This window comes from Xanthomonas nasturtii (assembly GCF_023337365.3).
Taxonomy (GTDB): Bacteria; Pseudomonadota; Gammaproteobacteria; order Xanthomonadales; family Xanthomonadaceae; genus Xanthomonas; species Xanthomonas nasturtii.
Genome location: NZ_CP142084.2, coordinates 4,561,780 through 4,582,742, shown reverse-complemented (window position 1 = coordinate 4,582,742; position 20,963 = coordinate 4,561,780). Strand labels below are relative to the sequence as shown.

The 20,963-nt window shown below is 64.7% G+C and carries 22 protein-coding genes and 2 pseudogenes; 15 read left to right on the top strand and 9 right to left on the bottom strand.

What is annotated here, in order from left to right:
- Positions 1–58: 58 nt before the first annotated feature.
- Positions 59–364 carry an ArsR/SmtB family transcription factor gene (locus M3O59_RS20140; RefSeq protein ID WP_064633056.1) on the bottom strand — a complete coding sequence of 102 codons (306 nt, stop codon included), beginning with the start codon at positions 362–364 and terminating at the stop codon, positions 59–61.
- A gap of 263 nt (positions 365–627) precedes the next feature.
- Between M3O59_RS20140 and M3O59_RS20135 the strand changes: the two genes are divergently transcribed.
- From M3O59_RS20135 to M3O59_RS20115, 5 genes are read left to right on the top strand one after another with little or no spacing between them, the layout of a single operon-like run.
- Complete coding sequence (locus M3O59_RS20135) at positions 628–1,494, top strand: MBL fold metallo-hydrolase (RefSeq protein WP_249046202.1); 867 nt, start codon at positions 628–630, stop codon at positions 1,492–1,494.
- Positions 1,491–1,931 carry a YeeE/YedE family protein gene (locus M3O59_RS20130; RefSeq protein ID WP_116904772.1) on the top strand — a complete coding sequence of 147 codons (441 nt, stop codon included), beginning with the start codon at positions 1,491–1,493 and terminating at the stop codon, positions 1,929–1,931. The genes M3O59_RS20135 and M3O59_RS20130 overlap by 4 nt, the downstream gene beginning before the upstream one ends.
- Entirely contained in the window at positions 1,928–2,359 is a 432-nt protein-coding gene (locus M3O59_RS20125; RefSeq protein ID WP_116904773.1) for a DUF6691 family protein, read from the top strand. Before M3O59_RS20130 ends, M3O59_RS20125 begins: the two co-directional genes overlap by 4 nt.
- Positions 2,356–2,796 (top strand): protein tyrosine phosphatase family protein, encoded by a 441-nt coding sequence (locus M3O59_RS20120; protein WP_116904774.1) that lies wholly within the window; start codon positions 2,356–2,358, stop codon positions 2,794–2,796. The genes M3O59_RS20125 and M3O59_RS20120 overlap by 4 nt, the downstream gene beginning before the upstream one ends.
- 24 nt (positions 2,797–2,820) lie before the next feature.
- The gene (locus M3O59_RS20115; RefSeq protein ID WP_116904867.1) at positions 2,821–3,582 is read left to right on the top strand and encodes a sulfite exporter TauE/SafE family protein; all 762 of its coding nucleotides are present in this window, start codon (positions 2,821–2,823) and stop codon (positions 3,580–3,582) included.
- A 142-nt stretch (positions 3,583–3,724) separates the two neighbouring features.
- On the opposite strand, the gene gcvA is transcribed toward M3O59_RS20115, so the two are convergent.
- Positions 3,725–4,789 carry a transcriptional regulator GcvA gene (gene gcvA, locus M3O59_RS20110; RefSeq protein WP_249046185.1) on the bottom strand — a complete coding sequence of 355 codons (1,065 nt, stop codon included), beginning with the start codon at positions 4,787–4,789 and terminating at the stop codon, positions 3,725–3,727.
- Positions 4,790–4,831: 42 nt separating this feature from the next.
- On the opposite strand from gcvA, the gene M3O59_RS20105 reads away from it, so the two are divergent.
- Entirely contained in the window at positions 4,832–5,605 is a 774-nt protein-coding gene (locus M3O59_RS20105; RefSeq protein WP_116904776.1) for an SDR family NAD(P)-dependent oxidoreductase, read from the top strand.
- 380 nt (positions 5,606–5,985) lie between these two features.
- On the opposite strand, the gene M3O59_RS20100 is transcribed toward M3O59_RS20105, so the two are convergent.
- From M3O59_RS20100 to acs, 4 genes are all read right to left on the bottom strand, one after another.
- Complete coding sequence (locus tag M3O59_RS20100; RefSeq protein ID WP_116904777.1) at positions 5,986–6,189, bottom strand: hypothetical protein; 204 nt, start codon at positions 6,187–6,189, stop codon at positions 5,986–5,988.
- 3 nt (positions 6,190–6,192) lie between these two features.
- On the bottom strand, positions 6,193–6,756 hold the full coding sequence (locus tag M3O59_RS20095) for a peroxiredoxin family protein (protein WP_181920415.1): 564 nt from the start codon (positions 6,754–6,756) through the stop codon (positions 6,193–6,195).
- 1,018 nt (positions 6,757–7,774) lie between these two features.
- Positions 7,775–8,443 (bottom strand): response regulator transcription factor, encoded by a 669-nt coding sequence (locus M3O59_RS20090; RefSeq protein ID WP_016901792.1) that lies wholly within the window; start codon positions 8,441–8,443, stop codon positions 7,775–7,777.
- 316 nt (positions 8,444–8,759) lie between these two features.
- Positions 8,760–10,703 carry an acetate--CoA ligase gene (acs, locus tag M3O59_RS20085; RefSeq protein ID WP_064633063.1) on the bottom strand — a complete coding sequence of 648 codons (1,944 nt, stop codon included), beginning with the start codon at positions 10,701–10,703 and terminating at the stop codon, positions 8,760–8,762.
- 295 nt (positions 10,704–10,998) lie between these two features.
- Between acs and M3O59_RS20080 the strand changes: the two genes are divergently transcribed.
- The 4 genes from M3O59_RS20080 to M3O59_RS20065 all read left to right on the top strand — a co-directional run bounded on the left by M3O59_RS20080 (position 10,999) and on the right by M3O59_RS20065 (position 15,267).
- Positions 10,999–12,381, top strand: coding sequence for a DcaP family trimeric outer membrane transporter (locus M3O59_RS20080; protein ID WP_064633064.1), 1,383 nt, complete (start codon positions 10,999–11,001; stop codon positions 12,379–12,381).
- Between the two features lie 69 nt (positions 12,382–12,450).
- Positions 12,451–12,768 (top strand): DUF485 domain-containing protein, encoded by a 318-nt coding sequence (locus M3O59_RS20075; RefSeq protein ID WP_005995490.1) that lies wholly within the window; start codon positions 12,451–12,453, stop codon positions 12,766–12,768.
- Entirely contained in the window at positions 12,765–14,492 is a 1,728-nt protein-coding gene (locus M3O59_RS20070; RefSeq protein ID WP_064633066.1) for a cation acetate symporter, read from the top strand. The genes M3O59_RS20075 and M3O59_RS20070 overlap by 4 nt, the downstream gene beginning before the upstream one ends.
- Positions 14,493–14,601: 109 nt before the next feature.
- On the top strand, positions 14,602–15,267 hold the full coding sequence (locus M3O59_RS20065; RefSeq protein ID WP_147308420.1) for a hypothetical protein: 666 nt from the start codon (positions 14,602–14,604) through the stop codon (positions 15,265–15,267).
- Between the two features lie 73 nt (positions 15,268–15,340).
- Here the strand turns inward: M3O59_RS20065 and M3O59_RS20060 are convergent, their stop codons facing one another.
- On the bottom strand, positions 15,341–16,486 hold the full coding sequence (locus M3O59_RS20060) for an ROK family transcriptional regulator (protein ID WP_116904780.1): 1,146 nt from the start codon (positions 16,484–16,486) through the stop codon (positions 15,341–15,343).
- 249 nt (positions 16,487–16,735) lie between these two features.
- Between M3O59_RS20060 and M3O59_RS20055 the strand changes: the two are divergent.
- From M3O59_RS20055 to M3O59_RS20040, 4 genes and pseudogenes are all read left to right on the top strand, one after another.
- Positions 16,736–17,212, top strand: a pseudogene (locus M3O59_RS20055) (ankyrin repeat domain-containing protein); the annotation flags it as partial.
- A 361-nt stretch (positions 17,213–17,573) separates the two neighbouring features.
- Positions 17,574–18,134 (top strand): hypothetical protein, encoded by a 561-nt coding sequence (locus tag M3O59_RS20050; RefSeq protein WP_116904781.1) that lies wholly within the window; start codon positions 17,574–17,576, stop codon positions 18,132–18,134.
- A gap of 91 nt (positions 18,135–18,225) precedes the next feature.
- On the top strand, positions 18,226–19,005 hold the full coding sequence (gene xth / locus M3O59_RS20045; RefSeq protein WP_116904782.1) for an exodeoxyribonuclease III: 780 nt from the start codon (positions 18,226–18,228) through the stop codon (positions 19,003–19,005).
- Positions 19,002–19,439 (top strand): GFA family protein, encoded by a 438-nt coding sequence (locus tag M3O59_RS20040; RefSeq protein ID WP_064633075.1) that lies wholly within the window; start codon positions 19,002–19,004, stop codon positions 19,437–19,439. The genes xth and M3O59_RS20040 overlap by 4 nt, the downstream gene beginning before the upstream one ends.
- 60 nt (positions 19,440–19,499) lie before the next feature.
- On the opposite strand, the gene M3O59_RS20035 is transcribed toward M3O59_RS20040, so the two are convergent.
- Complete coding sequence (locus tag M3O59_RS20035) at positions 19,500–19,751, bottom strand: GlsB/YeaQ/YmgE family stress response membrane protein (RefSeq protein WP_116904783.1); 252 nt, start codon at positions 19,749–19,751, stop codon at positions 19,500–19,502.
- 126 nt (positions 19,752–19,877) lie between these two features.
- On the opposite strand from M3O59_RS20035, the gene M3O59_RS20030 reads away from it, so the two are divergent.
- Entirely contained in the window at positions 19,878–20,474 is a 597-nt protein-coding gene (locus M3O59_RS20030) for a 4'-phosphopantetheinyl transferase family protein (RefSeq protein WP_116904784.1), read from the top strand.
- A gap of 105 nt (positions 20,475–20,579) precedes the next feature.
- Here the strand turns inward: M3O59_RS20030 and M3O59_RS20025 are convergent.
- A pseudogene (locus tag M3O59_RS20025) lies at positions 20,580–20,885 on the bottom strand (PhoD-like phosphatase N-terminal domain-containing protein); the annotation flags it as partial.
- Positions 20,886–20,963 lie beyond the last annotated feature (78 nt).

Here is a 20,963-nt window from a genome sequence, read left to right as displayed (position 1 = left end):
TGCACCTCTGCACGTCGCTTGCGTTTGCGAAGTCTGCAGTGTCAACAAAACGCAAGGCTCAGGGGTGGCGATCGTCCTGGCCGGTTTCTGCGCAGAAGATCGCATGCATGGCGCTCAGCAAGGCAGCCACCTTTGGATCGCCCAAGCGGTAGATGATGGATCGGGATTCGCGACGGGTGAGGACCAATTGCCGCTGCCGCAGGTCGGCCAGTTGCTGGGACAAGGCCGGCTGCCGGATGCCTGTCGTTGCTTCCAGGCCGCTCACGGTGGACTCGCCCTGCGATAACTGGCACAGCAGCAGCAGACGTGACGGTGTGGCCATGAAGCGCAGCAGTTCGGCCACCTCCGGCACGCGCTCCTTCATGGCGGCAAGATCACTGACGGAGAGAGTTGTTTCGGTCACGGGGCGTGGAGGACTACGGGTCAGGGAGATGTAGAGCGTAACGGCTGAGCCCTCTGGCGACTGAACGGACAGCTCCGCATAGCGATTAATAGTTGCAGTGTATATGCATCTATGAAATTGTCATTGCACTTCCTCTCGGCGTTGTAATCGTGATTGCTTCTGCCGCACTCGACACCTCTCTGGCAATGGCGCGCACGGTGGTGACCGGCGCCCACTCCGGCAGCATGCCCGCGCCGCACGTGGCGACGTTCTTTGATCCTGCGACATTCACCGCCAGCCACGTGGTGCGGGATCCCGGCTCGTCGGCCTGCGCGATCATCGACAGCGTGCTCGACTTCGAGATGGCGTCCGGCCGAACCGCAACCGGCTCGGCTGAGGCGCTTGCGCAATACGTGCGTGACCAGGGCCTGCAGGTGCAGTGGCTACTCGAAACACATGCGCATGCCGACCATCTGTCGGCTGCGCCATGGTTGCAGCAGCACCTGGGTGGGCAGCTCGCCATCGGCGAGCGCATTCGCTCCGTGCAGGACACCTTCGGCAGCATTTTCAACGCCGGTGCGGAATTCAGGCGGGACGGCAGCCAGTTCGACCATCTCTTCGCCGACGGCGAAGCATTCACCATCGGGCATCTGCAAGCGGTGGCGCTGCATGTGCCGGGGCACACGCCGGCATGCATGGCTTACGTCATCGGCGATGCGGTGTTTGCGGGTGACACCTTGTTCATGCCGGACTACGGCACCGCGCGCTGCGATTTTCCGGGCGGCTCGGCTGGCCAGCTCTATCGGTCCATCCAGCGGCTGCTGATGCTGCCGGACGCCACCCGTGTCTTCGTCTGCCATGACTACAAGGCCGCTGGCCGCGACTATTTCGCGTGGGAAACCACGATCGGTGCCCAACGCAGCGCGAATGTGCATGTGCATGAAGGCGTCTGCGAGACGGAGTTCGTCGAGATGCGTGACAAGCGCGACGCCACACTCCCGATGCCGCGCCTGCTCCTGCCATCGGTGCAGGTCAACATGCGCGCCGGTCATCTGCCGCCGCCGGACGACAACGGCGTGCATTACCTGAAGCTGCCACTGGACCTGTTATGACGCTTCCACACCTTGCATGGTACTGGCCAGTGATCGGAGGCCTGATGATCGGTACCGCCTCTGGCGCCTATCTCCTGCTCGTCGGCCGCATTGCCGGCATCTCCGGCATGCTCGCCGACGCGCTCGGCCTGCAGGCCAACGGCGCGCGTTCGCTGTCCTTTCTGTTCCTGGCCGGGCTTCTGACAAGCGCTGGCGTGGCATTGGCGATCAAGCCGATCCCCCTCGTTCCGCTGACCGGCACCAGCATGCCTGTGCTGATTTTGGCCGGCGTGCTGGTGGGCTATGGAACGCGTCTGGGGGCTGGCTGCAGCAGCGGACACGGGGTGAGCGGGCTGGCAAGACTGTCGCCGCGGTCCATCGTCGCCACCACCGTGTTCGTGCTGCTGGGCATGGCAACGGTGACAGTGGTGCGGATGGTCGCAGGAGCCGGCGCATGATCCGCTTGGCGGCGTTTCTCTGCGGGGCGTTGTTCGGGTTGGGCCTGATGGTCTCGGACATGGCCAATCCTGCGCGTGTCCTTGCCTTCCTCGATGTCACTGGCGCCTGGAATGTCTCGCTGGCCTTGGTGATGGCGAGCGCGTTGATCCCTTCGACCATCGCCTACCGATGGGTACGCGCGCGCAACGTCCCTTTGCTTGCCGCAACGCTGCACCTGCCGCAGCACCGACGGATCGACCGCAAGCTGCTCATCGGTGCAGCACTATTCGGCATCGGCTGGGGACTTGCCGGGGTCTGCCCAGGCCCAGCCGTCGCGCTCTTGGCGAGCGGCCACGCGTTCGCACTGGTTTTCGCTACATCGCTGGTTGCGGGAATGCTCATCCACTGGCGCCTGCACCGCTCTCCCTGGGCAAAGAACGTCTCATGAAACTTCGCTCGCTCTCGCCCGACATACTCGTGACCGACCAACTGCTTCCTGCCGATTTCACCACCCTGGCCAGCCAGGGTATCGCCAGCGTTGTCTGCAACAGGCCAGACGACGAGCAGCTGGATCAGCCCGATCACCTGACCATGCAGGCGGCCTGCGCAAGCGCGGGCATGCGTTTTGCCTATCTACCGGTCGTGGCCGGCGCCATCTCCGATCGCCAGGTGCAGCAATTCTGCGAACTGCTGGGGCAACTTCCCGCTCCGGTTGCCGCCTATTGCAGGACAGGTGCGCGCTCGACGTCGTTGTGGGCGCTGTGCCAGGTACGCAGCGCCAGGCTCACCTGCGACCAGCTCCTGTCGATTGCCTCCGGCGCAGGTTACGACCTTTCCACCCTCGCTCCGCGCCTCGGCTGCGCCCCACCGCCCAAGCCTGAGTAGCCATTCGCCATGCAGACCCTTTCGCTGCTGCAGCTTGCGCTGGGCGGGCTCTCCGGAATCCTGGTCGGTTTCGTACTGGGACTGGTCGGTGGTGGAGGCTCCATTCTCGCTGTGCCGCTGATGCTCTACCTGATCGGTGTCGATAATCCGCATGTGGCCATCGGCACCAGCGCGCTGGCCGTGGCTGCCAACGCGCTGTCCAACCTGTTCGTGCATGCCCGCCGTGGCAATGTGAGGTGGCCGTGCGCCTCGGTCTTCGCCTCGGCGGGAATCGCCGGCGCCTACCTCGGTTCGACCCTGGGCAAGGCCTTCGACGGACAGCGGCTGCTGGCCCTGTTCGCCGTCCTGATGGTGGTGATCGGCGTGCTCATGCTGCGCAGGCGCAACGCCCAAGAGAATGCGAATGCCCGGCTCGGCAAGGGCAATGCGCCGGCGCTGATCGGGCTAGGGACCCTCTCCGGTGCGTTTTCCGGCTTCTTCGGCATTGGTGGAGGGTTTCTCATCGTGCCAGGCCTGATGACCGCCACCGGCATGCCAATGCTGGCGGCGGTCGGGAGCTCACTCGTGGCGGTCTTCGCCTTCGGCCTGACCACGGCGCTGAACTACGCGTACTCGGGGCTGGTGAACTGGCCCCTGGCCGCGGTGTTGATCGTCGCTGGCAGCGCAGGAGGCGTCGCGGGAGCACGTGCGGCGACGGCGCTGGCCGGGCATCGCGGATTGCTCAACAGCGCATTTGCGCTCCTCATCTTCCTCACCGCAGGCTACATGCTCTGGCGGGTGCTCTGACAGCGCAGCTGTCCTTTCCTGCAGGACCGCGCGATAGCACGATGGGTCGCCGGACAGGCAGCAGGCCTGTCCTGGGCGGATTGCGCTTGTTGGTCATGCCGACCACCCGGATCACAGCAGATGTCGAGGTCATTCGGGCAGTTCATTGATGCGCCTGCTCATGCAGCCACTGCTTGAAGCGCACCACTTTCGGCAGGGACGCGCACTCGGGGCGATACACGACGTAGTAGGCCAGCGCCGCCGCGACCGATCGCTCAGGAAACAGCCGCACCAGCCGCCCGCTGGCGACATCGTCCTGCGCCATCACGCTGCGCGCCAGCGCCAGTCCCTTGCCTTCGATGGCCGACTGCAGCACCGCCGCCGAGTTGTTGACCTGCATGCCGCGCGCAGCATCCACGTTGTCGGCGCCTGCGCGGTGCAGCCAATGCTGCCAGGTCATGAACCCGGTGCGGCCATCGACAGACGAGTCGTGGATGAGCGGATGTCCCTGCAGCTGAGCGGGTCGCTCCAACGGGCCGTGTCTCTGCAGCCAGGCCGCCGAGCAGACCGGAAATACCTCTTCGTCCATCAATTTTTCGGCAGTCAATCCCGCCCACTGCCCCCGCCCGTAGCGCACGCCGATGTCGATGCCGTCCTGCTCGAAGTCCACCAGGTTCAGCCCGGTGTGCAGACGTACGTCGGTTTCTGGGCAGTCGCACTGAAAGCGCTCCAGGCGCGGAAGCAGCCATTTGGAAGCAAACGCCGGGCTGGTCGTCACGGTGAGCAAACCGCCCTTGGCACTTTCCTGCAGGCGGGAAAGTCCGCGCGTGAGTCGCTCCATGCCCGCGCGAATATCCGGCAGCGCGCGCTCGGTGGCATCGGTCGGCGTCAGGCGCCGGGGCCCGCTCTTGTCCCGGACGAACAGTTCGACGCCCAATGCATCTTCCAGCGCTCGAACAAGCTGGCCTATCGCGGCTGGGGTGACGTGCAGCTCGCCGGCCGCGCCACTGAAACTGCGATGACGTGCCGCAGCTTCAAGTGCTCTCAGCCCCGTAAAGTTCAGATGTGCCTTCATGCCTGAGATAGTTTTTATTTTCGTGCGGCAAAGATTAAAGCATTTGAGCGGAGCGTCGCTCGGGCGCAGGATCTGCCCCGTCGACTCAGCACGGCGGCACGCGATGATCTTGGCAAGCAGCCCTGCCAGGCCCCGGTTGATCCTGTTTTCCATTCGCGCGGCATTTCCCAGCCAAGCACACTAAAGAGGCACCAAGTGAACGACATCTTCAAGGGCAACAAGGTTCTGGTGCTCGGTGGCACCAGCGGCATCGGCCTGGAATCGGCGCGCAAGGTGCTGCAAGGCGGCGGGCGCGCGGTGATCGTCGGCCAGCGCGCCGACAAGAGCGCGCTGGCACGCGCGGAACTGGCGCAGATCGGCGACGTCAGCGCGCTGACCGCCAACCTGAGCAACACGCAGGGTCTGGACGCTCTGTTGACCGACATCGGCAATTCGCATGCAGATGTGGATCTGTTGGTGAACGCCGCTGGCGTGTTCTTCCCCAAGCCGTTCCTGGAACACACCCAGGCCGACTACGACCAGTACATGCAGTTGAACAAGGCGTTCTTCTTCATTACCCGGCAGGTAGCGTCCGGCATGATCGCCAATGCGCGCCCCGGTGCCATCGTCAACATCGGTTCGATGTGGGCGCGTCAGGCGATTGCGGCCACTCCATCCTCGGCCTATTCGATGGCCAAGGCAGGCCTGCATTCGCTCACCCAGCATCTGGCGATGGAGTTGGCCGCACACAACATCCGTGTCAATGCGGTGTCCCCTGCCGTGGTGCAGACGCCGATCTACGAAGGCTTCATTCCCAAGGACCAGGTACATGACGCGCTGCAGGGCTTCAACAGCTTCCACCCGATCGGCCGTATCGGCACCTCGCAGGATGTGGCCGAGACAGTCGCTTTCCTGCTATCGGACAAGGCGGCCTGGGTGACGGGCGCAATCTGGGATGTCGATGGAGGCGTCATGGCCGGTCGTAACTGAGACGCTGCCGGTTCAACACGGCGCCTCGCCGGACGAAATCAGCGGGGCGCTGGATGTTGCAAGTGTGATGCGGCCGGCGCGGTTGCCTTGCACTGGCGCGGAGGTCTAGACACCAGCCCTGATCCGATGACGAGGATGACGACATGATGTCTTGGTCGTTCCTTTCCCTGTCCCGGCATCGGGTTGCGGCATTTCACCCATAAACGGCGAAGCCCTGGGGGACCTCGCCGTCATTGGTCACAGCGATGATCAAGATGATGCGTGCAGTGTCCGCAAGATGCTGGCAGTACGCACAACCGGCATGTGTGCGTGGTGCACACCGCTTCCGTCCCACCAGCCCTCTCCATCTGACAGCGGCGTAGTTGCTCTATCGGGCGCTGTTAGCCGCAGCAGTAGCAGACGTTGCCCTGGCCCAGGTCGCCGCCGAACTCCGGACACTCGGCTTTGCAGGCCCATGCACTACACGATTCCACTTTCGGCTGTACGTTGTCGACTGCCATCACCTGGAACGCACCAAACCCGGTGCTGGCCAGAAAGGTCGCCGCCATCAACGCACTGCGCAAGGTTGCCCAACGCTTCTTCATGCATTACTCCTTCACCGTTGCAAAAGCCGCTGGCGCATCCGTGCGGCGCAAGGCGGCGACGAGGTCCTGCACCCGCTCCGTGGTATCGAAAACGCCAAGATGCGAATGGCGCACGCGCCCCTCCCCATCGATGGCCATCAGCAGTGGCACGTTGCGCGCGCGAAACAGCATCAACGCGCGACGATCGGTCAACGTGACCACCGGAAAATCGAAGCCGTGCACATGCGCATAGCGCGCGGCCTGCGCGGCGTCGCAATGGCACACGCCCAGCAGCTGCGGCCGGCCGGGCAGGTTGGCCTGCAGCTGCCGCGCTGCGCGCAAGACGGTCGGCGCCGAGCGCTGGCAGTACGGGCAAGTGGTGGTGAAAAAGAACAACACCTGCGCCGGCCCGTGCGGTGCGCCCAGCATGTGCCGCCGACCATCGCCATCGGTGACTTCGATACGCGGCACATACATGCCGTCATACGGCGTGCTGATGCGCGCCTGCAGCCATTGCTGCTGCACACGCAGCTGCTTGTTTTGCCAGGCCAGCACCGCAATCAGTGCACATGCCATCAACAGGCCCATCCAGAGCCAGGGGAAACGTCGCGCCATGCCAGCTCCAAAGCGTCCTTGATGCCCGAGCCTTGCCCAGGCATCAGCTCATGGTCAATGGTGATATCGACAACTGAGATGGCGCGCGGCGCACGGCTGTGGATGCGATCACGCCCCTGCGCTTGGGCTTGTTACTGGCGCTTGGCGGTTGGGATGGTGTTTGCGCAATCAGCTCTTTGCGCACCGGTGCGACGACGTGTCGGTGCGAGTGTGCAGACACAAGCGTGTTGACGTTTAAACGCTGCGTTCAAGGTCACCCCAGGTCCACGTGCACGCAGCAATGGTCGCGGAAATGCACGCAGGCGATACGCTGGACCAAGGGATGCGCTGAACGCTGCGTCCGTCAGCTTGCGGTCGACAACCAACCCCGTTCCATTTCGCCCACGTGCGTGATTCCCGGCACAAGAAGCCGCGGCGATCGAGCGAACCCCGAGCTTGCTCGCCACCAGCGTGGTGTTCACAGGTTTCCAGGCGCACCAGTGGCACCACATCACAGAAGCGCCAGATGCACCAAAGTACCTGGTGGACTACTGCGCAACGCTATGCACGACCCGGCGTGCGGCCATACCTGCCTATGCCATGCGCCACGGCGCGCGCCGACCGGCGAAGGATCATGTAATGCGTGCGATGGCGTTTTCCGTCCGGCTGTGTGGGCTGGCGCTGCTGGACGACGGCAGCGACATCTCCAGAGCCTTCGCCGCCACCGGCTGGACCCGCTGGCTTCACCAACTTGTCCATGCCACCGAAGGGTCGCAAGGCCCTGCCCGCGCGCCGGAGTCGAGGGCAGGGCGCAAGGCGCCGGAGCGGTACGCGCTGGCGCGCGATGAGGCTCTATCGATAAAGCCCTCGCGCCCAAGGGCGCTCCTACAACGGTGTTGGTTTGTTGCTCTTGCCGCACGGCCAGCTGGAGTGCGAATCGGTCTGTAGACGCGGACGCGGACGCGGACGCGATGCGGCGATTCCAGTGCGCCCTCCGCAGGCACCGCGCAAATCAATCCTCTTCCGGCGGCGGCAGCACGATGCCGTCGGCATCGATGGCGAGCTTGCCGGCCATCAGCACCGCCTGGGTGCGGTTGGTGACGCCGAGCTTGCGCAGGATCGCAGTGACGTGCGCCTTGATGGTGGCCTCGGACACGCCAAGGTCGTAGGCGATCTGCTTGTTGAGCCGCCCGGCGCCGAGCATCTGCAGCACGCGGAATTGTTGCGGGGTGAGATCGCGTAGCCGCTGGCCGACCTCGCGCTCTTCGCTGTCGGTGGGCGGCAGGTTCTGCGCTTCGGCCGGGATCCAGCGCTCGCCATCGAGCACGGTGGCGAGCGCGCGACCGATGGTGTCCGAATCGGCAGATTTGGGAATGAATCCGAACGCGCCGTGGTCGATCGCCCGCCGCATCACGGTAGGCTCTTCGCGCGCGGACACCACCACCACCGGCAACTGCGGATGCAGCGAACGCATGTGCACCAACGCACTGAATCCCTGCGCGCCCGGCATGTTGAGATCCATCAGCAACAGATCGGCATCCGGCTGCGCATCTGCCAGGGTGTACAAGGCATCCACCGTGTCAGCCTCGAACAACTGCACCCCCGGCATCACGCGCTGCACCGCCCCGCGCAAGGCTTCACGGAACAGGGGATGGTCGTCGGCGATCAGCAGGGTGGTCATTTTGGCGCCGGGAATCGGGAGGGGGAATCGAGAATCGGGAATCGGGAATCGCAAAAGCAAACGCCAAGAGTGACATCAACAGCTAAGGACAGCAGCGAGAAATGGGTGCATTGGGTGCGGATGGTGGTTCGGGAGAGTGCTAAACACCGGTTAACAGAGGTGGGCGGAGGACTGTTTTTACAATTCCCCTGCCGCCTCTTCGCCCGCTGGCAGGGAACCGGCCCAACGATCCCCATTCCCCATTCTTCATTCCCTCCGTTCGCAGGGAACCGCTTGATCGATTCCCCACTCCCGATGCCCAACGCGCGCCAGCGCGTTAGCGCGTCAACCGCTCGCTTACCAACGAATCCACCACCGATGGGTCGGCCAGGGTCGAGGTGTCGCCGAGTTGATCCGGTGCGTTCTCGGCGATCTTGCGCAGGATGCGGCGCATGATCTTTCCCGAGCGGGTCTTCGGCAGGCCTGGTGCCCACTGCAGATGATCCGGGGATGCAATCGGGCCGATCTCCTTGCGCACCCAGGTGATCAATTCCTTGTGTAGTTCTTCGCTCGGCGTCTCGCCGGCGATCAGGGTGACGTAGGCATAGATGCCCTGGCCCTTGACGTCGTGCGGGAAGCCGACCACGGCCGCCTCGGCGACCTTGGGGTGCGAGACCAGCGCGCTTTCCACTTCGGCGGTGCCGATGCGGTGGCCGGAGACATTGATCACATCGTCCACGCGGCCGGTGATCCAGTAATAGCCATCGGCATCGCGGCGGCAGCCGTCGCCGGTGAAGTAGCTGCCCGGATAGGTGCGGAAATAGGTGTCGATGAAACGCTGGTGGTCGCCATAGACCGAGCGCATCTGGCCGGGCCACGAATCCAGCAGCACCAGATTGCCTTCGGTGGCGCCTTCCAGGATCTTGCCCTCGGCATCGACCAGCGCCGGTTGCACACCGAAGAACGGCAGCGTGGCCGAGCCGGGCTTCAGATCGACCGCGCCGGCCAGCGGCGAGATCAGGATGCCGCCGGTTTCGGTCTGCCACCAGGTGTCCACGATCGGGCAGCGGCTGTCGCCGACCACTTCGTAATACCAACGCCAGGCTTCCGGATTGATCGGCTCGCCAACGCTGCCGAGCAGGCGCAGGCTCTTGCGCGAGGTTTTCTTGACCGGCGCTTCGCCATCGCGCATCAGCGCGCGGATCGCGGTGGGCGCGGTATAGAACAAGGTGACCTGATGCTTGTCGATCACTTCCCAGAAGCGCGACACGTTCGGGTAATTGGGCACGCCTTCGAACATCAGCGCGGTGGCGCCGTTGGCGAGCGGGCCGTAGACGATGTAGCTGTGGCCGGTGACCCAGCCCACGTCGGCGGTGCACCAGTAGATGTCGTCCTCGCGCAGGTCGAACACCACTTCGTGCGTGTAGCTGGCAAACAACAGGTAGCCGGCGGTGGTGTGCAGCACGCCCTTGGGCTTGCCGGTGGAACCGGAGGTGTAGAGGATGAACAGCGGGTCTTCCGCGTTCATGCGCTCGGGTTCGCACTCGGCCGGCTGGCCGTCGACCACATCATGGAACCAGCGGTCGCGCGGTGCCTGCATCTCCACCGCGCCGCCGGTGTGGCGCACCACCAGCACCGTTTCGACCGTATTGGTGCCGGGAATCTTCAGCGCCGCATCGACATTGGCCTTGAGCGGAATCTTCTTGCCGCCGCGCAGGCCTTCGTCAGCGGTGATGATCAACTTGCTCTGGCAGTCGATCACGCGGTCGGCGATAGAGTTGGCGGCAAAGCCGCCGAACACCACCGAGTGCACCGCACCGATACGCGCACAGGCCAGCATGGCCACGGCGGCATCGACGATCATCGGCAGGTAGATGGTGACCCGGTCGCCCTTCTTGACGCCCAGGTTGCGCAGCGCATTGCCCAGCTTGCAGACGCGCTCGTACAACTCCCGGTAGGTGACCGGGTAAGAGGCTGCGTCCGGGCTGTCGGGTTCGAACAGCAGCGCGGTCTTGTCGCCGCGCGTGGCGAGCTGGCGGTCCAGGCAGTTGACGCTGGCGTTGAGCTCGCCGTCGCCGAACCAGCGGATGTGGAAGTCGTCCAGCGCGTAGCTGACATCCTTGATCTGGGTAGGTTGCTTGAACCAGCTCAACCGCTGTGCGGCCTTGCCCCAGAACTGCTCGGGATGCTCGATCGATTCGCGGTACAGCGTTGCGTACTGTTCGCCATTGACGCGTGCGCCGTTGGCGAACGCGGGATCGACGGGATAAACATCAGCCATGGCAGCCTCACTTGCAATGAACGTGTCGGGAGAAGGCGTTGCCGCTGCCCTCAGTAGGTTCTCAGTGTGCCGTATCCACTCTGTCCCGTTAGTCAACGGCGCGTTAGACCATGGTCGTAACCTGGGGTGTGCGCTGCCGCACACCCATTGCGAGTTCTGGTGCGACCAATGGTCACCTTGTGGAATGCTGCGTTGCAGCTACGACCAAAGGCGAATAGGCTGCGAAGCGCGGACTGCCTCACGCTCCGCACAGCATCGCCATCAAGCGCGAGGCCTTCATTGGGGAGAGGGTTCCATGAAACACCGTACTGCACCGCTGGTGCGCCATCCGTTGGCGGCTGCCTTGTTCGTGGCCAGCATCCTGCCGGGCGTGGCGTTCGCGCAAACGTCCAAGGAAAAAGCGCTGGAAGCCCGCATTGCCGAGCTCGAGCGTCAGGTTCAGCTGCTGGTCTCGGCGCAGCAACAGCAGCAGGGCCAGATTGCCCAGACGCAGACCCAGGTCACGGAAGTGCGCACCTTGCAGGCACAGATGCCTGCCGCGCCGGTGGTGCCTGCCGGCAAAAGGCCGATCCAGCTGAGCAGCATTACGCCGAACGCGTTGCCGGGGACAACGTTTCGTTTCGACGGTTTCATCAAGGCCGACTTCATGACCACCCGGACCAGCGACGGCGCCTTGCCGGAAGGTGCGGTTGGGCGTTACCTGTACATTCCGACGCAGACGCCTGTCGGGGGGCAGGCGTCGAGCACGGACACCGACTTCCACGCCAAGTTCTCGCGCTTCAACCTGGGCGTGGACACGGTTACCGAAAACGGCGACAAGCTCACCGGCTTCATCGAACTGGATTTCTTCGGCAACGCGCTGGCCAACCAGGTCAACAACTTGTACGGCGGCACCTTGCGACATGCCTACATGAGCTGGAACAACTGGCTGGCCGGCCAGACCTGGTCCAACTTCGTCGATGCCACCATCCTGCCCGAAGCGGCCGATATCGTCGGGCCGACCGACGGTGTGTTGTTCAGCCGTCAGACCCAGATCCGTTACACCCGCGGCGCCTTCAGCGTCTCGGCCGAAAACACCGAAACACTGACAACGCCCTACCAGGGCGGCAACACCATCCTGGCCGCAGACCACGGCGCGATGCCGGACCTGACCGCGCGCTACAACTGGAAGGGCACCTGGGGTACGTTCGGCCTGTCGGCCATCGCGCGCCAGTACCGCACCCGCAGTGCGCTGACCAACGACACCGATTTCGGCGGCGCCATTGCCGGCGGCGGGCGCTGGATCATCAACTCCAGCAACGACCTGCGTTATCAGTTGGCCTATGGCGAAGGTCTTGGCCGCTATCTGGGTCTGGGCAACGGCTCGGATGTGGAGATCGACATCGACGGCAACATCCAGACTGTCAGCACCGTGGCTGGCTGGGTGGCCTGGCGCCACGACTACAACGCCAAGCTGCGCAGCACCATCATGTATTCGCGCGTGGACTACGACCACAGCCTGGCCAACACCGGCGGGCTTGCCAGCAAGTCGCAGCAGAGCATCCGTGCCAACGTCTTCTATTCGCCACTGCCCAAGGTCGACGTGGGTGCAGAGCTGATGTATGGCCGTCGCGAAGCCGAAAACGGCGACAGCGGCGACATCTCGCGTCTGCAGTTCACCACCAAGTACAGCTTCTAAGATTCACCCCGCCGGCAGCCCGCCACGCATGTGGGCGGGCCGTGCCGCCCGCACTCCAGGAGACAGACCATGACCGTCTCGAATGACGCACTGATCGCCAAGATCGATGCCAATCCGAAGTACCACGCACTCAAGCGTCAGCGCAATACGCTGGGCTGGACACTCACCGTGCTGATGTTGCTGGCCTATTACGGCTACATCGGCCTGATCGCCTTCGACAAGGAATTCCTTGCCAAACCGATCGGCGCAGGGGTGACCTCGATCGGCATTCCGATCGCGATCGGAGTGATGGTGTTCACCATCATCATCACCGCCATCTACGTGCGCCGTGCCAACAACACCTACGACCAGCTGACTGCGCAGATCCTGGAGGAAGCCCGCAAATGAGCAAGACTTCGCGCCTTCTCCTGATTTTGGCCGGCCTGCTGCCGACCGGCCTGGCACTGGCCGCCGGTGGCGACATGGGCCAGGTCGACAAGCAGCCCACCAACTGGGTGGCGATTGCCATGTTCGGCCTCTTCGTGCTGGGCACCTTGTGGATCACCAAGTGGGCGGCCAGCAAGACCAAATCGGCCGCAGATTTCTACACCGCTGGCGGCGGTATTACCGGCTTCCAGAACGGCCTGGCGATTGCCGGTGACTTCATGTCGGCGGCTTCGTTCCTGGGCATTACCGCGGCGGTGATGGCCAATGGCTACGACGGCCTGATCTATGCGATCGGCTTTCTGGTCGGCTGGCCGATCCTGACCTTCCTGATGGCCGAGCGCCTGCGCAACCTCGGCAAGTACACCTTCGCCGACGTGGCCGGATATCGCTTCGCACCAACGGCGATCCGCAGCTTTGCCGCATCGGGCACGCTGGTGGTGGTGCTGTTCTATCTGATCGCACAGATGGTCGGCGCCGGTGCGTTGATCAAGTTGCTGTTCGGCCTGGACTACTGGGTGGCGGTGACGCTGGTCGGCGTGCTGATGATGGTCTACGTGCTGTTCGGCGGCATGACCGCAACGACGTGGGTGCAGATCATCAAGGCGGTGCTGCTGCTGACCGGCGTGACCTTCATGGCCGTGGCGATCATGTGGCACTTCAACTTCAGCTTCGAGGCGCTGTTTGCCGAGGGCGTGCGGGTGAAGACCGCGATTGCGGCCAACGGCGGTGCATCGCCGGAGGATGCAGCCAAAGCGGGCCTGTCGATCATGGGGCCGGGCGGCTTCGTCAAGGACCCGATCTCGGCGATCTCGTTCGGCATGGCGCTGATGTTCGGCACCGCCGGCCTGCCGCACATCCTGATGCGCTTCTTCACCGTTCCCGATGCCAAGCAGGCACGCAAGTCGGTGCTGTGGGCCACCACCTGGATCGGCTACTTCTACATCCTGATCTTCATCATCGGCTTCGGTGCGATCGCACTGGTGCTGACCAACCCGCAGTTTGCCGATGTCGCCACCGGCACCATCCACGGCGGCAAGGGCGCAGCCAACATGGCGGCGGTGTTGGTCGGCAATGCGGTGGGCGGCAATGTGTTCATGGGCTTCATCTCGGCGGTGGCCTTTGCCACCATCCTGGCGGTGGTTGCAGGGTTGACCCTGTCCGGCGCGTCGGCGGTGTCGCATGACCTGTACGCCACGGTGATCAAGAAGGGCAATCCGGCGCCGGGTTCGGAGCTCAAGGTCTCGCGTGCCACCACCCTGGTGCTGGGGGTGATCGCAGTGCTGCTGGGCATCGTGTTCGAGAAGCAAAACGTGGCCTTCATGGTGTCGCTGGCGTTCGCCATCGCGGCCTCGGCCAACTTCCCGGTGCTGATCCTGTCGTTGTTGTGGAAGAACTGCACCACCCGTGGCGCGGTGACTGGCGGCTTCCTGGGCCTGATCTCCTCGCTGGTGCTGACGGTGCTGTCGCCGTCGGTGTGGGTGGACACGCTGGGCAATGCGGCCGGCTCGGCGCCGTTCCCGTACACCTCGCCGGCGCTGTTCTCGATGACGGTTGGTTTTGTCGGCATCTGGCTGTTCTCGGTGCTGGACCGCAGCCCGCAGGCCGCCAACGAACGTGCCGCGTTCAAGGCGCAGCAGATCCGTGCCGAAACCGGCCTGGGTGCGAGCGGTGCCTCGGGTCACTGACCGATAGCGCAAGCAACGGCTGACAACGCAGAACGCCGGCCCAGTGCCGGCGTTCTGCGTTTTGGCGGAAGGTGGTGTGGCCGAGTGGCGTCACTGTGGCCGTGCCGCCATGCGCACCGCCGTCGCGGCGCCTTATGCGCGCGCGCACATGTACGCGCGTTGCGCCGCGCTCACCGAGGCGGCGCATTCCACCGCAGGCTCGGTGGGTGCCGCGGATGCGACGGCGCGCGATGCGACTGAGGGCTCCTTGCAACGCGCGCCTGACCACGCGGCACAACTGATGGCCTGCCGGCACATCGGCCAGGGCGACTACGCACAGGTGGAGCAACCGCTGCGTCAGGCCGCAGTCGGCGGTGATCCGGATGCGCAGCTCGAACTGTTGCGTCAACGCGCACGTCGGTTCATCGAGCAGCAGCCCGACCTCGGGGCCGATGGCCGGCCACAACCACTCTCGTTCCCGGGCCGTGCCGAGGCCGAGCAGGCACTGGCCAACCTGGAAGAAAGGGCAATGCACGGCGACCGGGCAGCGATGCCGGTGCTGGATCAGCTGCTGTCTTCGCCCCTGTTGGACATAGCCGAGCCGCTGTATGGCGATGCCGGGCGGCTGGTGTTCCAGCAGCCGTTTGGCCGCCCGTTGCAGCCCGCAACGCCGTTGCGCGGCGAGGAGATGTTCGACGACATGGATGCAGTCACGCAGCAACAGGTGGTCCTGCTTGCCCGCGAGTTGCATGCCAAGGTGCTGCGCTCGCTGAGATGTTTGCCGCCATGCAAGTGATGCTGCTCCAATCCGGGCGATGCGCGATGCGCATGCCGGGACGGATTCGGTGCCGGCCGGCGCGGTTGCGGCGTTACCGAAAGTAACGCGCTTTCAACGGCAAGGTGGCCGCACCGATCGCGCAGGCATCGGCGGGCGCTTCGGCCGGCAGCAGCAACGGCAGTGGGCGGGCTTGGCCATGGCGTGGCAGGTTGTCGATCTGCACCGCGGCGATCAGCCGCTGGGCAAGATCGCCGGGCAGGTGGCCGCCGAACACGATGGCTTCGGGGTCGCACACTGCAGTGATGGCCGACACGATCAACGACACCCCCGGTGCGCTGCGCGCGATCCAGCGGTCGATCGCCGGCCAGGCCGGGTCGTAAGCCGCCAGCAAGCTGCGCACATCGGTAAATGTCACGCCGTCTTCGGCCAGCAGTTCGCGCAGCAATTCCAGCGTGGCGCGTTCCAGCTGCAGCGCCGGCAACATGCCGGCGAACTCGCCGGCATTGCCGCGTGCACCGCGCATCACCTGACCGTCGATGACCAGGCCACCGCCCAGGCCGTAGCTCAGATACAGATAGGCGAAGTCGCGATGACGCTGGCCGATGCCCAGCATCGCTTCGCCGGCAGCGGCGACGCTGCCGTCGTTGTCCATCCATACCGGCTGCCCGAAGGCGTCGGCCAGCCACGGGCACAGTGCGATCTGGCCCAGGGCGCGCAGCGGCTCGGGCGGGTTGATGAAGGCATCCTCGCCGGTGAAAAACCCGCTCATCGCCACGCCGATGCCCAGCCGCTGGCCGGCATCGTCCACGCGCGCCAGCACCGCGGCATCGGCCGCCTGCAACTGGGTGAGCACGCCGTACAACGTGGTATCGGTTAGCGCGACCTCGCTGACGGCAAGCACCGCCCCGGAAAAATCCACCAGCGCCAGGGTCAGCGCGTCGGTGGCGATGGAAATGCCCAGGGTGTGGCCGTGCGCCGGATTCAGCGACACCGCCACCCCGGGCTTGCCGCGGCCCATGCGCGCCACCGCCTCGCCCATCTGCACCATGCCGCGTGCCTGCAGGCCTTCGATCAGGCGCACTGCGGTCTGCACGGTCAGCCCGGTACCGCGGCTGAGGTCGGCGCGGGTGAGCACGCCGGCCAGCCGCAGGCGGTCGAGCATGTCGCGCTCGTTGAGGCTCAGGCCGAGGAAGGCAGGCGAATGTGGAGGCAAGGCGACGGCGACAGAGGACGGCATGGCGAGCGGTGTCACGTGGGAATGGCTAGCTTACCTGCTTCCACGAAATAATTAATTCACAGTAAGGTATTAAATCGGTAGCCTCTGTCACCTACGGTTGTCCCATGTCACGCGATCGCTCCTGTCCGCTTCCCCGTGTGTGCCTGTTGGCGCTGTGCGTGAGCGCCAGCCTGAGCGTCTATGCCGGCGAGCCCGCCGTCCCGGCCGCGCCTGCCGGCGGCGACGCGCCGGTGTCGCTGGATAGGGTGGGCGATGCTGGACAATGGGGCCGATCCGAATGTGGCGCTGCCTTACCAGACGTTGGATCGAGGCGCACGCAATAACTCAAATGCAATGGTCTGGGCAGCCGAGCAGGATGACCCGATCTATCTCAAATTGCCGTTGGATCATGGTGGTGATCCCAATACACGCAATGCGAACAACGAAACCTTACTTTTTCACGCACTCATCAAACAAAATAAACGGGCGGACATCCAGTTGTTGGTCGAACGCGGCGCTGACGTGAATGCGTTAGCAGGCATGGGAGGAACGCTGATCGATAATTACGCAATTGGTGGCGCATTCGAGGAGGTCCATTGGTTGCTGAAACGCAAGGCGGATCCTACGCTGGTGTTCAATAGAGGAGTTCCCGTGCATCGCATGGACTCTGGAACGATCGAAGCTATCCCGATCCGGCAGTTCTCGGACCCGGCTACAAGCCCACCGTGGTCTACAAAGGCTCAGCGGGAGAAGTGGCAACCGCCGATGGTCTGCGGGACACCAGCGCCGAAGATTTTCTGGCCAACAACTTCCCGCAGTCGGTTGGCATGCAGACCGATTACTACGATCGCGCCATGCGATTGGCATTGCGCATGAAGGATCAGCGAATCGATTTTGAAATTGCCGGCCATTCCCTGGGCGGCGGCATGGGATCGGCAGCCTCGGCGGTGAGCGGCGTTCCGGCAACCACGTTCAACGCAGCCCGATTGCATCCAGAAACCGCGCAGCGCTTTGCAAAGAGCACGCCCGGTGTGCAGCTTTACGACACCGCCGACACCGTGGTCGCCTATCACGTCCAGGGTGAGATGCGTGGTGACGGAGAAGACGGATGCGCGAAGAAGAGCTCAAGGACCTGGCCAGGGCGCTGGGCACGCTGGCGGCCACCATCGAAGCGCGCGATCAGCGTCAGCACGCCGCACTGGAGCGGGAGATGGCAGCGCTGCGCGCCCTGTTCGCGCGCAACGGCGATGAAATCGACCGCCTGGTCGGCGGCGCGGTGCCGCAGCTGCAGCAGGCCTGGCAACGGGCGCTCGATAGCAGTCTGGCACCGGCCTCGCGCCGGCTGGACGCAGTGATCTCGCGCTCCGGCACCGCATTGCAGGCGGCGGAAACCGCGCACGAGGCGCCGCGCAGGCGGTGGCTCACCCGCGCCTGGCTTACCTGCGCTGGGTTGATCGTGGCGACGGTGCTGGCCTGTGCTTCAAGCGTGTACCTGCTGACCGAGGCGCGCCAGGATCTGACCCGCTACCGGCTGGACGCCAAGGTGCTGCACGCGGTGGCCAACAGCGATGTCGTCCTGTGTGGAAACCGCCTGTGCGCCAACATCGACCTACGCGGAGCACGCAGCGGGGAGCGCAACCAATACCGCACGGTCAGGCCGCGGCCATGACGGCCGGCCCCGAGCATCACGACCGGCCGGGCGCGTCGGACTGACCAGCATGGCCGCGGTACCATTGGCGGTTTGAACCACGGCCGCCGCCATGAAGATCGCCTCCTGGAACGTCAACTCGCTCAACGTGCGCCTGCCGCACCTGCAACAGTGGCTCGGCGCGTTTGCGCCGGACGTGGTGGGCATCCAGGAAACCAAGCTGGAAGACCACAAGTTCCCGGATGCCGCGCTGGCCGAGCTGGGCTATCGCAGCGTGTTTTGCGGGCAGAAAACCTATAACGGCGTGGCGATCCTGTCGCGCTCGCCGGCGTTGGACGTGCAACTGGGTATCCCCGGGTTCGACGACGTGCAGCAGCGCGTGATCGCCGCCACTGTCGATGGCGTGCGCATCATCAATCTGTACGTGGTCAATGGTCAGGACGTGGGCACCGACAAATACGCCTACAAACTGCGCTGGCTGGACGCGGTGCACGACTGGATCGCGCAGGAACTGCAACGCCATTCGCAGCTGGTGGTGCTGGGCGACTTCAACATCGCCCCGGATGCGCGTGACGTGCACGATGCGGCGGTGTGGAACGAGCACCATATCCTCACTTCCACCGCCGAGCGCGCCGCGCTGGAAAGATTGTTGGCGCTTGGCCTGCACGATGCATTCCGGTTGCATCACGAGGAAGCCGAGCAGTTCAGTTGGTGGGATTACCGCCAGGCCGGTTTCCGCCGCAATCTCGGCCTGCGCATCGACCTGACCCTGGTCTCGGAGGCCTTGCGCGCACGTGCCGTGGAATCGGGCATCGACCGCGAACCGCGCACCTGGGAGCGCCCCAGCGATCACGCACCGGCGTGGGTGCGGCTGGCGGAAGCGGGCGCATGAGCGAGCGGCATCTGCGTCGCAGCACGCACAAGGTGGGCGATGTCACGCTGGGGCCGGTGCACCGTTTGAGTTGCCACTGCGGTGCAGTGCAGATCGACCTGGAGTTGCCGCACGGCCTGCTCGACCCGCGCCGCTGCGATTGTTCGATGTGCCGCCGGCGCGGCGCCATCGTCGCTTCGGTCACGCTGGACGGCCTGCATGTGTTGCAGGGCGAAGACGTGTTGCGGCTGTATCAGTTCAACACGCAGACGGCGGCGCATTATTTCTGCGGTGTGTGCGGGATCTATACGCATCACCGGCGCCGCTCCAACCCCAACGAATACGGCTACAACGTCGGCTGTCTGGAAGGCGTCAACCCGTATGCCTTGAACATCGCCGTGCCGGTGGAAGACGGCGTGCACCACCCGGCCGATCGGCTTGCGGCGGAGGGCTGAAACGACAACGCCCGGGCAGGCCCGGGCGTTGATGACGCGATGTGTAACTGCCGCTGCGCGTTAGCGCACGCGGCCTCGGGTGAACAGGTTGACGATGGCCAGCATGATCACCGCGCCCACCAGCGACCAGACGAAGGTCCACAGCGTGATGGCCTGGTTGATGCCGCCGCCAAACAGGAAACCGGCGATCAGTGCGCCCACAATGCCGACCACCACATTGAGGATGATGCCCTGCTGCGCATCGCGGCGCATGATGATGCTGGCCAGCCAACCCACGATGCCGCCGACGATCAACCAGATGATGATGCCCATGTTGCCGATCTCCTCGTTCGATTGCACCGGAAGTGGTGCATGGGCGCCATTCAACGCAGCCGTGCGTGAAGCAGCTGTCGAGCGCAATGAACGAGATGGCCGAGTGTTCGGTTTGGTGCACGAGGCGTGACAGCGTACGCAAGCTGGCAGGTCGGGCCGGTGCAGCTGTGGCTGCGCCCGCACCGGCATGGCGAACGTGGCGAGCCGCAGGCGCGTCAATTGCTTGGCCCGGCGCTGGGTATTGACCCTGCGCAGGTGCCGCTGCAGCGCGATGCACGCGGGCGTCCCTCGCTGCAGCCGGCGCTGCCCGAACGAGATACCGGTTGGAGCCATAGCGGCGAGTATTTGCTGGTGGGCCTGGGCAACGGCGTGCGGTTGGGCGTGGACCTGGAGCGCATTCGCGCGCGTCCGCGGGTTCTGGAGATCGCGCAACGCTTCTTCCATCCCGACGAAATCGCCTTGCTCACCGCGCTGGCGCCGGAGGCACAACATGCGCTGTTCTTTCGGCTGTGGTGCGCCAAGGAAGCCTTGCTCAAGGCCTACGGGCATGGCCTGTCGTTCGGGTTGCATCGGCTGGCGTATGCACTCACGCCTGAAGGTGCGCTGCGGCTGCAGTGGTGCGATCCGGCACTTGGCCAGGCTGCGCAATGGCAGCTGCACGAATGGTGGGCCGCGCCGGAATGTCGTGCCGCATTGGCGTTTTATCCGCTGGCGGGCGCCTGATACGCCCGCTGCGGTTGCCTACGCGGCGCCGTGCGGCAGGATCGGCTGACGAAACTGCGCCACGCCGTCCAGATCGCGCAAGGTCACCGTGAGCACGCCGCTGCCGCCATCGATTTCCACTTCGCCGAAGAACTGGTAACCGGCCATCGTCCCGTCCACGCGCCGCGCCTGGCGCAGGCTGGGCCGCGTATCCCATTCCACACGTAGCCGCGACGACCGATCGGCGCGGCTCCACACCATGGCGCGGGCATCCACGCCATCGCCGCTCTGCACGCCATCGGTGATGATCGGCCGCCCGGACGGTGCGGCCAGGTGACGTGCGGGCCAACCGGCAGTGGCCGGCAGCGACAAACCGGCACCCAGGCCTTGCAGGATGCGGCGGCGGGCATGGCGTTCCCCAAACTCTGGCAGCGGTGTCCAGCTATAGCGCCGCTGTCTTACCGGCACGTGTCCATCGCTGCGGTGGCGCAGCTGCGCGTGCGCTGTGTG

Coding starts and splice junctions, on each gene's coding strand:
- M3O59_RS20140 (WP_064633056.1), bottom strand. CDS start 364: ATGAAGGAGCGCGTGCCGGAGGTGGCCGAACTGCTGCGCTTCATGGCC.
- M3O59_RS20135 (WP_249046202.1), top strand. CDS start 628: ATGCCCGCGCCGCACGTGGCGACGTTCTTTGATCCTGCGACATTCACC.
- M3O59_RS20130 (WP_116904772.1), top strand. CDS start 1,491: ATGACGCTTCCACACCTTGCATGGTACTGGCCAGTGATCGGAGGCCTG.
- M3O59_RS20125 (WP_116904773.1), top strand. CDS start 1,928: ATGATCCGCTTGGCGGCGTTTCTCTGCGGGGCGTTGTTCGGGTTGGGC.
- M3O59_RS20120 (WP_116904774.1), top strand. CDS start 2,356: ATGAAACTTCGCTCGCTCTCGCCCGACATACTCGTGACCGACCAACTG.
- gcvA (WP_249046185.1), bottom strand. CDS start 4,789: ATGGAAAACAGGATCAACCGGGGCCTGGCAGGGCTGCTTGCCAAGATC.
- M3O59_RS20100 (WP_116904777.1), bottom strand. CDS start 6,189: ATGAAGAAGCGTTGGGCAACCTTGCGCAGTGCGTTGATGGCGGCGACC.
- M3O59_RS20095 (WP_181920415.1), bottom strand. CDS start 6,756: ATGGGCCTGTTGATGGCATGTGCACTGATTGCGGTGCTGGCCTGGCAA.
- M3O59_RS20090 (WP_016901792.1), bottom strand. CDS start 8,443: ATGACCACCCTGCTGATCGCCGACGACCATCCCCTGTTCCGTGAAGCC.
- acs (WP_064633063.1), bottom strand. CDS start 10,703: ATGGCTGATGTTTATCCCGTCGATCCCGCGTTCGCCAACGGCGCACGC.
- M3O59_RS20080 (WP_064633064.1), top strand. CDS start 10,999: ATGAAACACCGTACTGCACCGCTGGTGCGCCATCCGTTGGCGGCTGCC.
- M3O59_RS20075 (WP_005995490.1), top strand. CDS start 12,451: ATGACCGTCTCGAATGACGCACTGATCGCCAAGATCGATGCCAATCCG.
- M3O59_RS20070 (WP_064633066.1), top strand. CDS start 12,765: ATGAGCAAGACTTCGCGCCTTCTCCTGATTTTGGCCGGCCTGCTGCCG.
- M3O59_RS20065 (WP_147308420.1), top strand. CDS start 14,602: ATGCGCACCGCCGTCGCGGCGCCTTATGCGCGCGCGCACATGTACGCG.
- M3O59_RS20060 (WP_116904780.1), bottom strand. CDS start 16,486: ATGCCGTCCTCTGTCGCCGTCGCCTTGCCTCCACATTCGCCTGCCTTC.
- M3O59_RS20050 (WP_116904781.1), top strand. CDS start 17,574: ATGCGCGAAGAAGAGCTCAAGGACCTGGCCAGGGCGCTGGGCACGCTG.
- xth (WP_116904782.1), top strand. CDS start 18,226: ATGAAGATCGCCTCCTGGAACGTCAACTCGCTCAACGTGCGCCTGCCG.
- M3O59_RS20040 (WP_064633075.1), top strand. CDS start 19,002: ATGAGCGAGCGGCATCTGCGTCGCAGCACGCACAAGGTGGGCGATGTC.
- M3O59_RS20035 (WP_116904783.1), bottom strand. CDS start 19,751: ATGGGCATCATCATCTGGTTGATCGTCGGCGGCATCGTGGGTTGGCTG.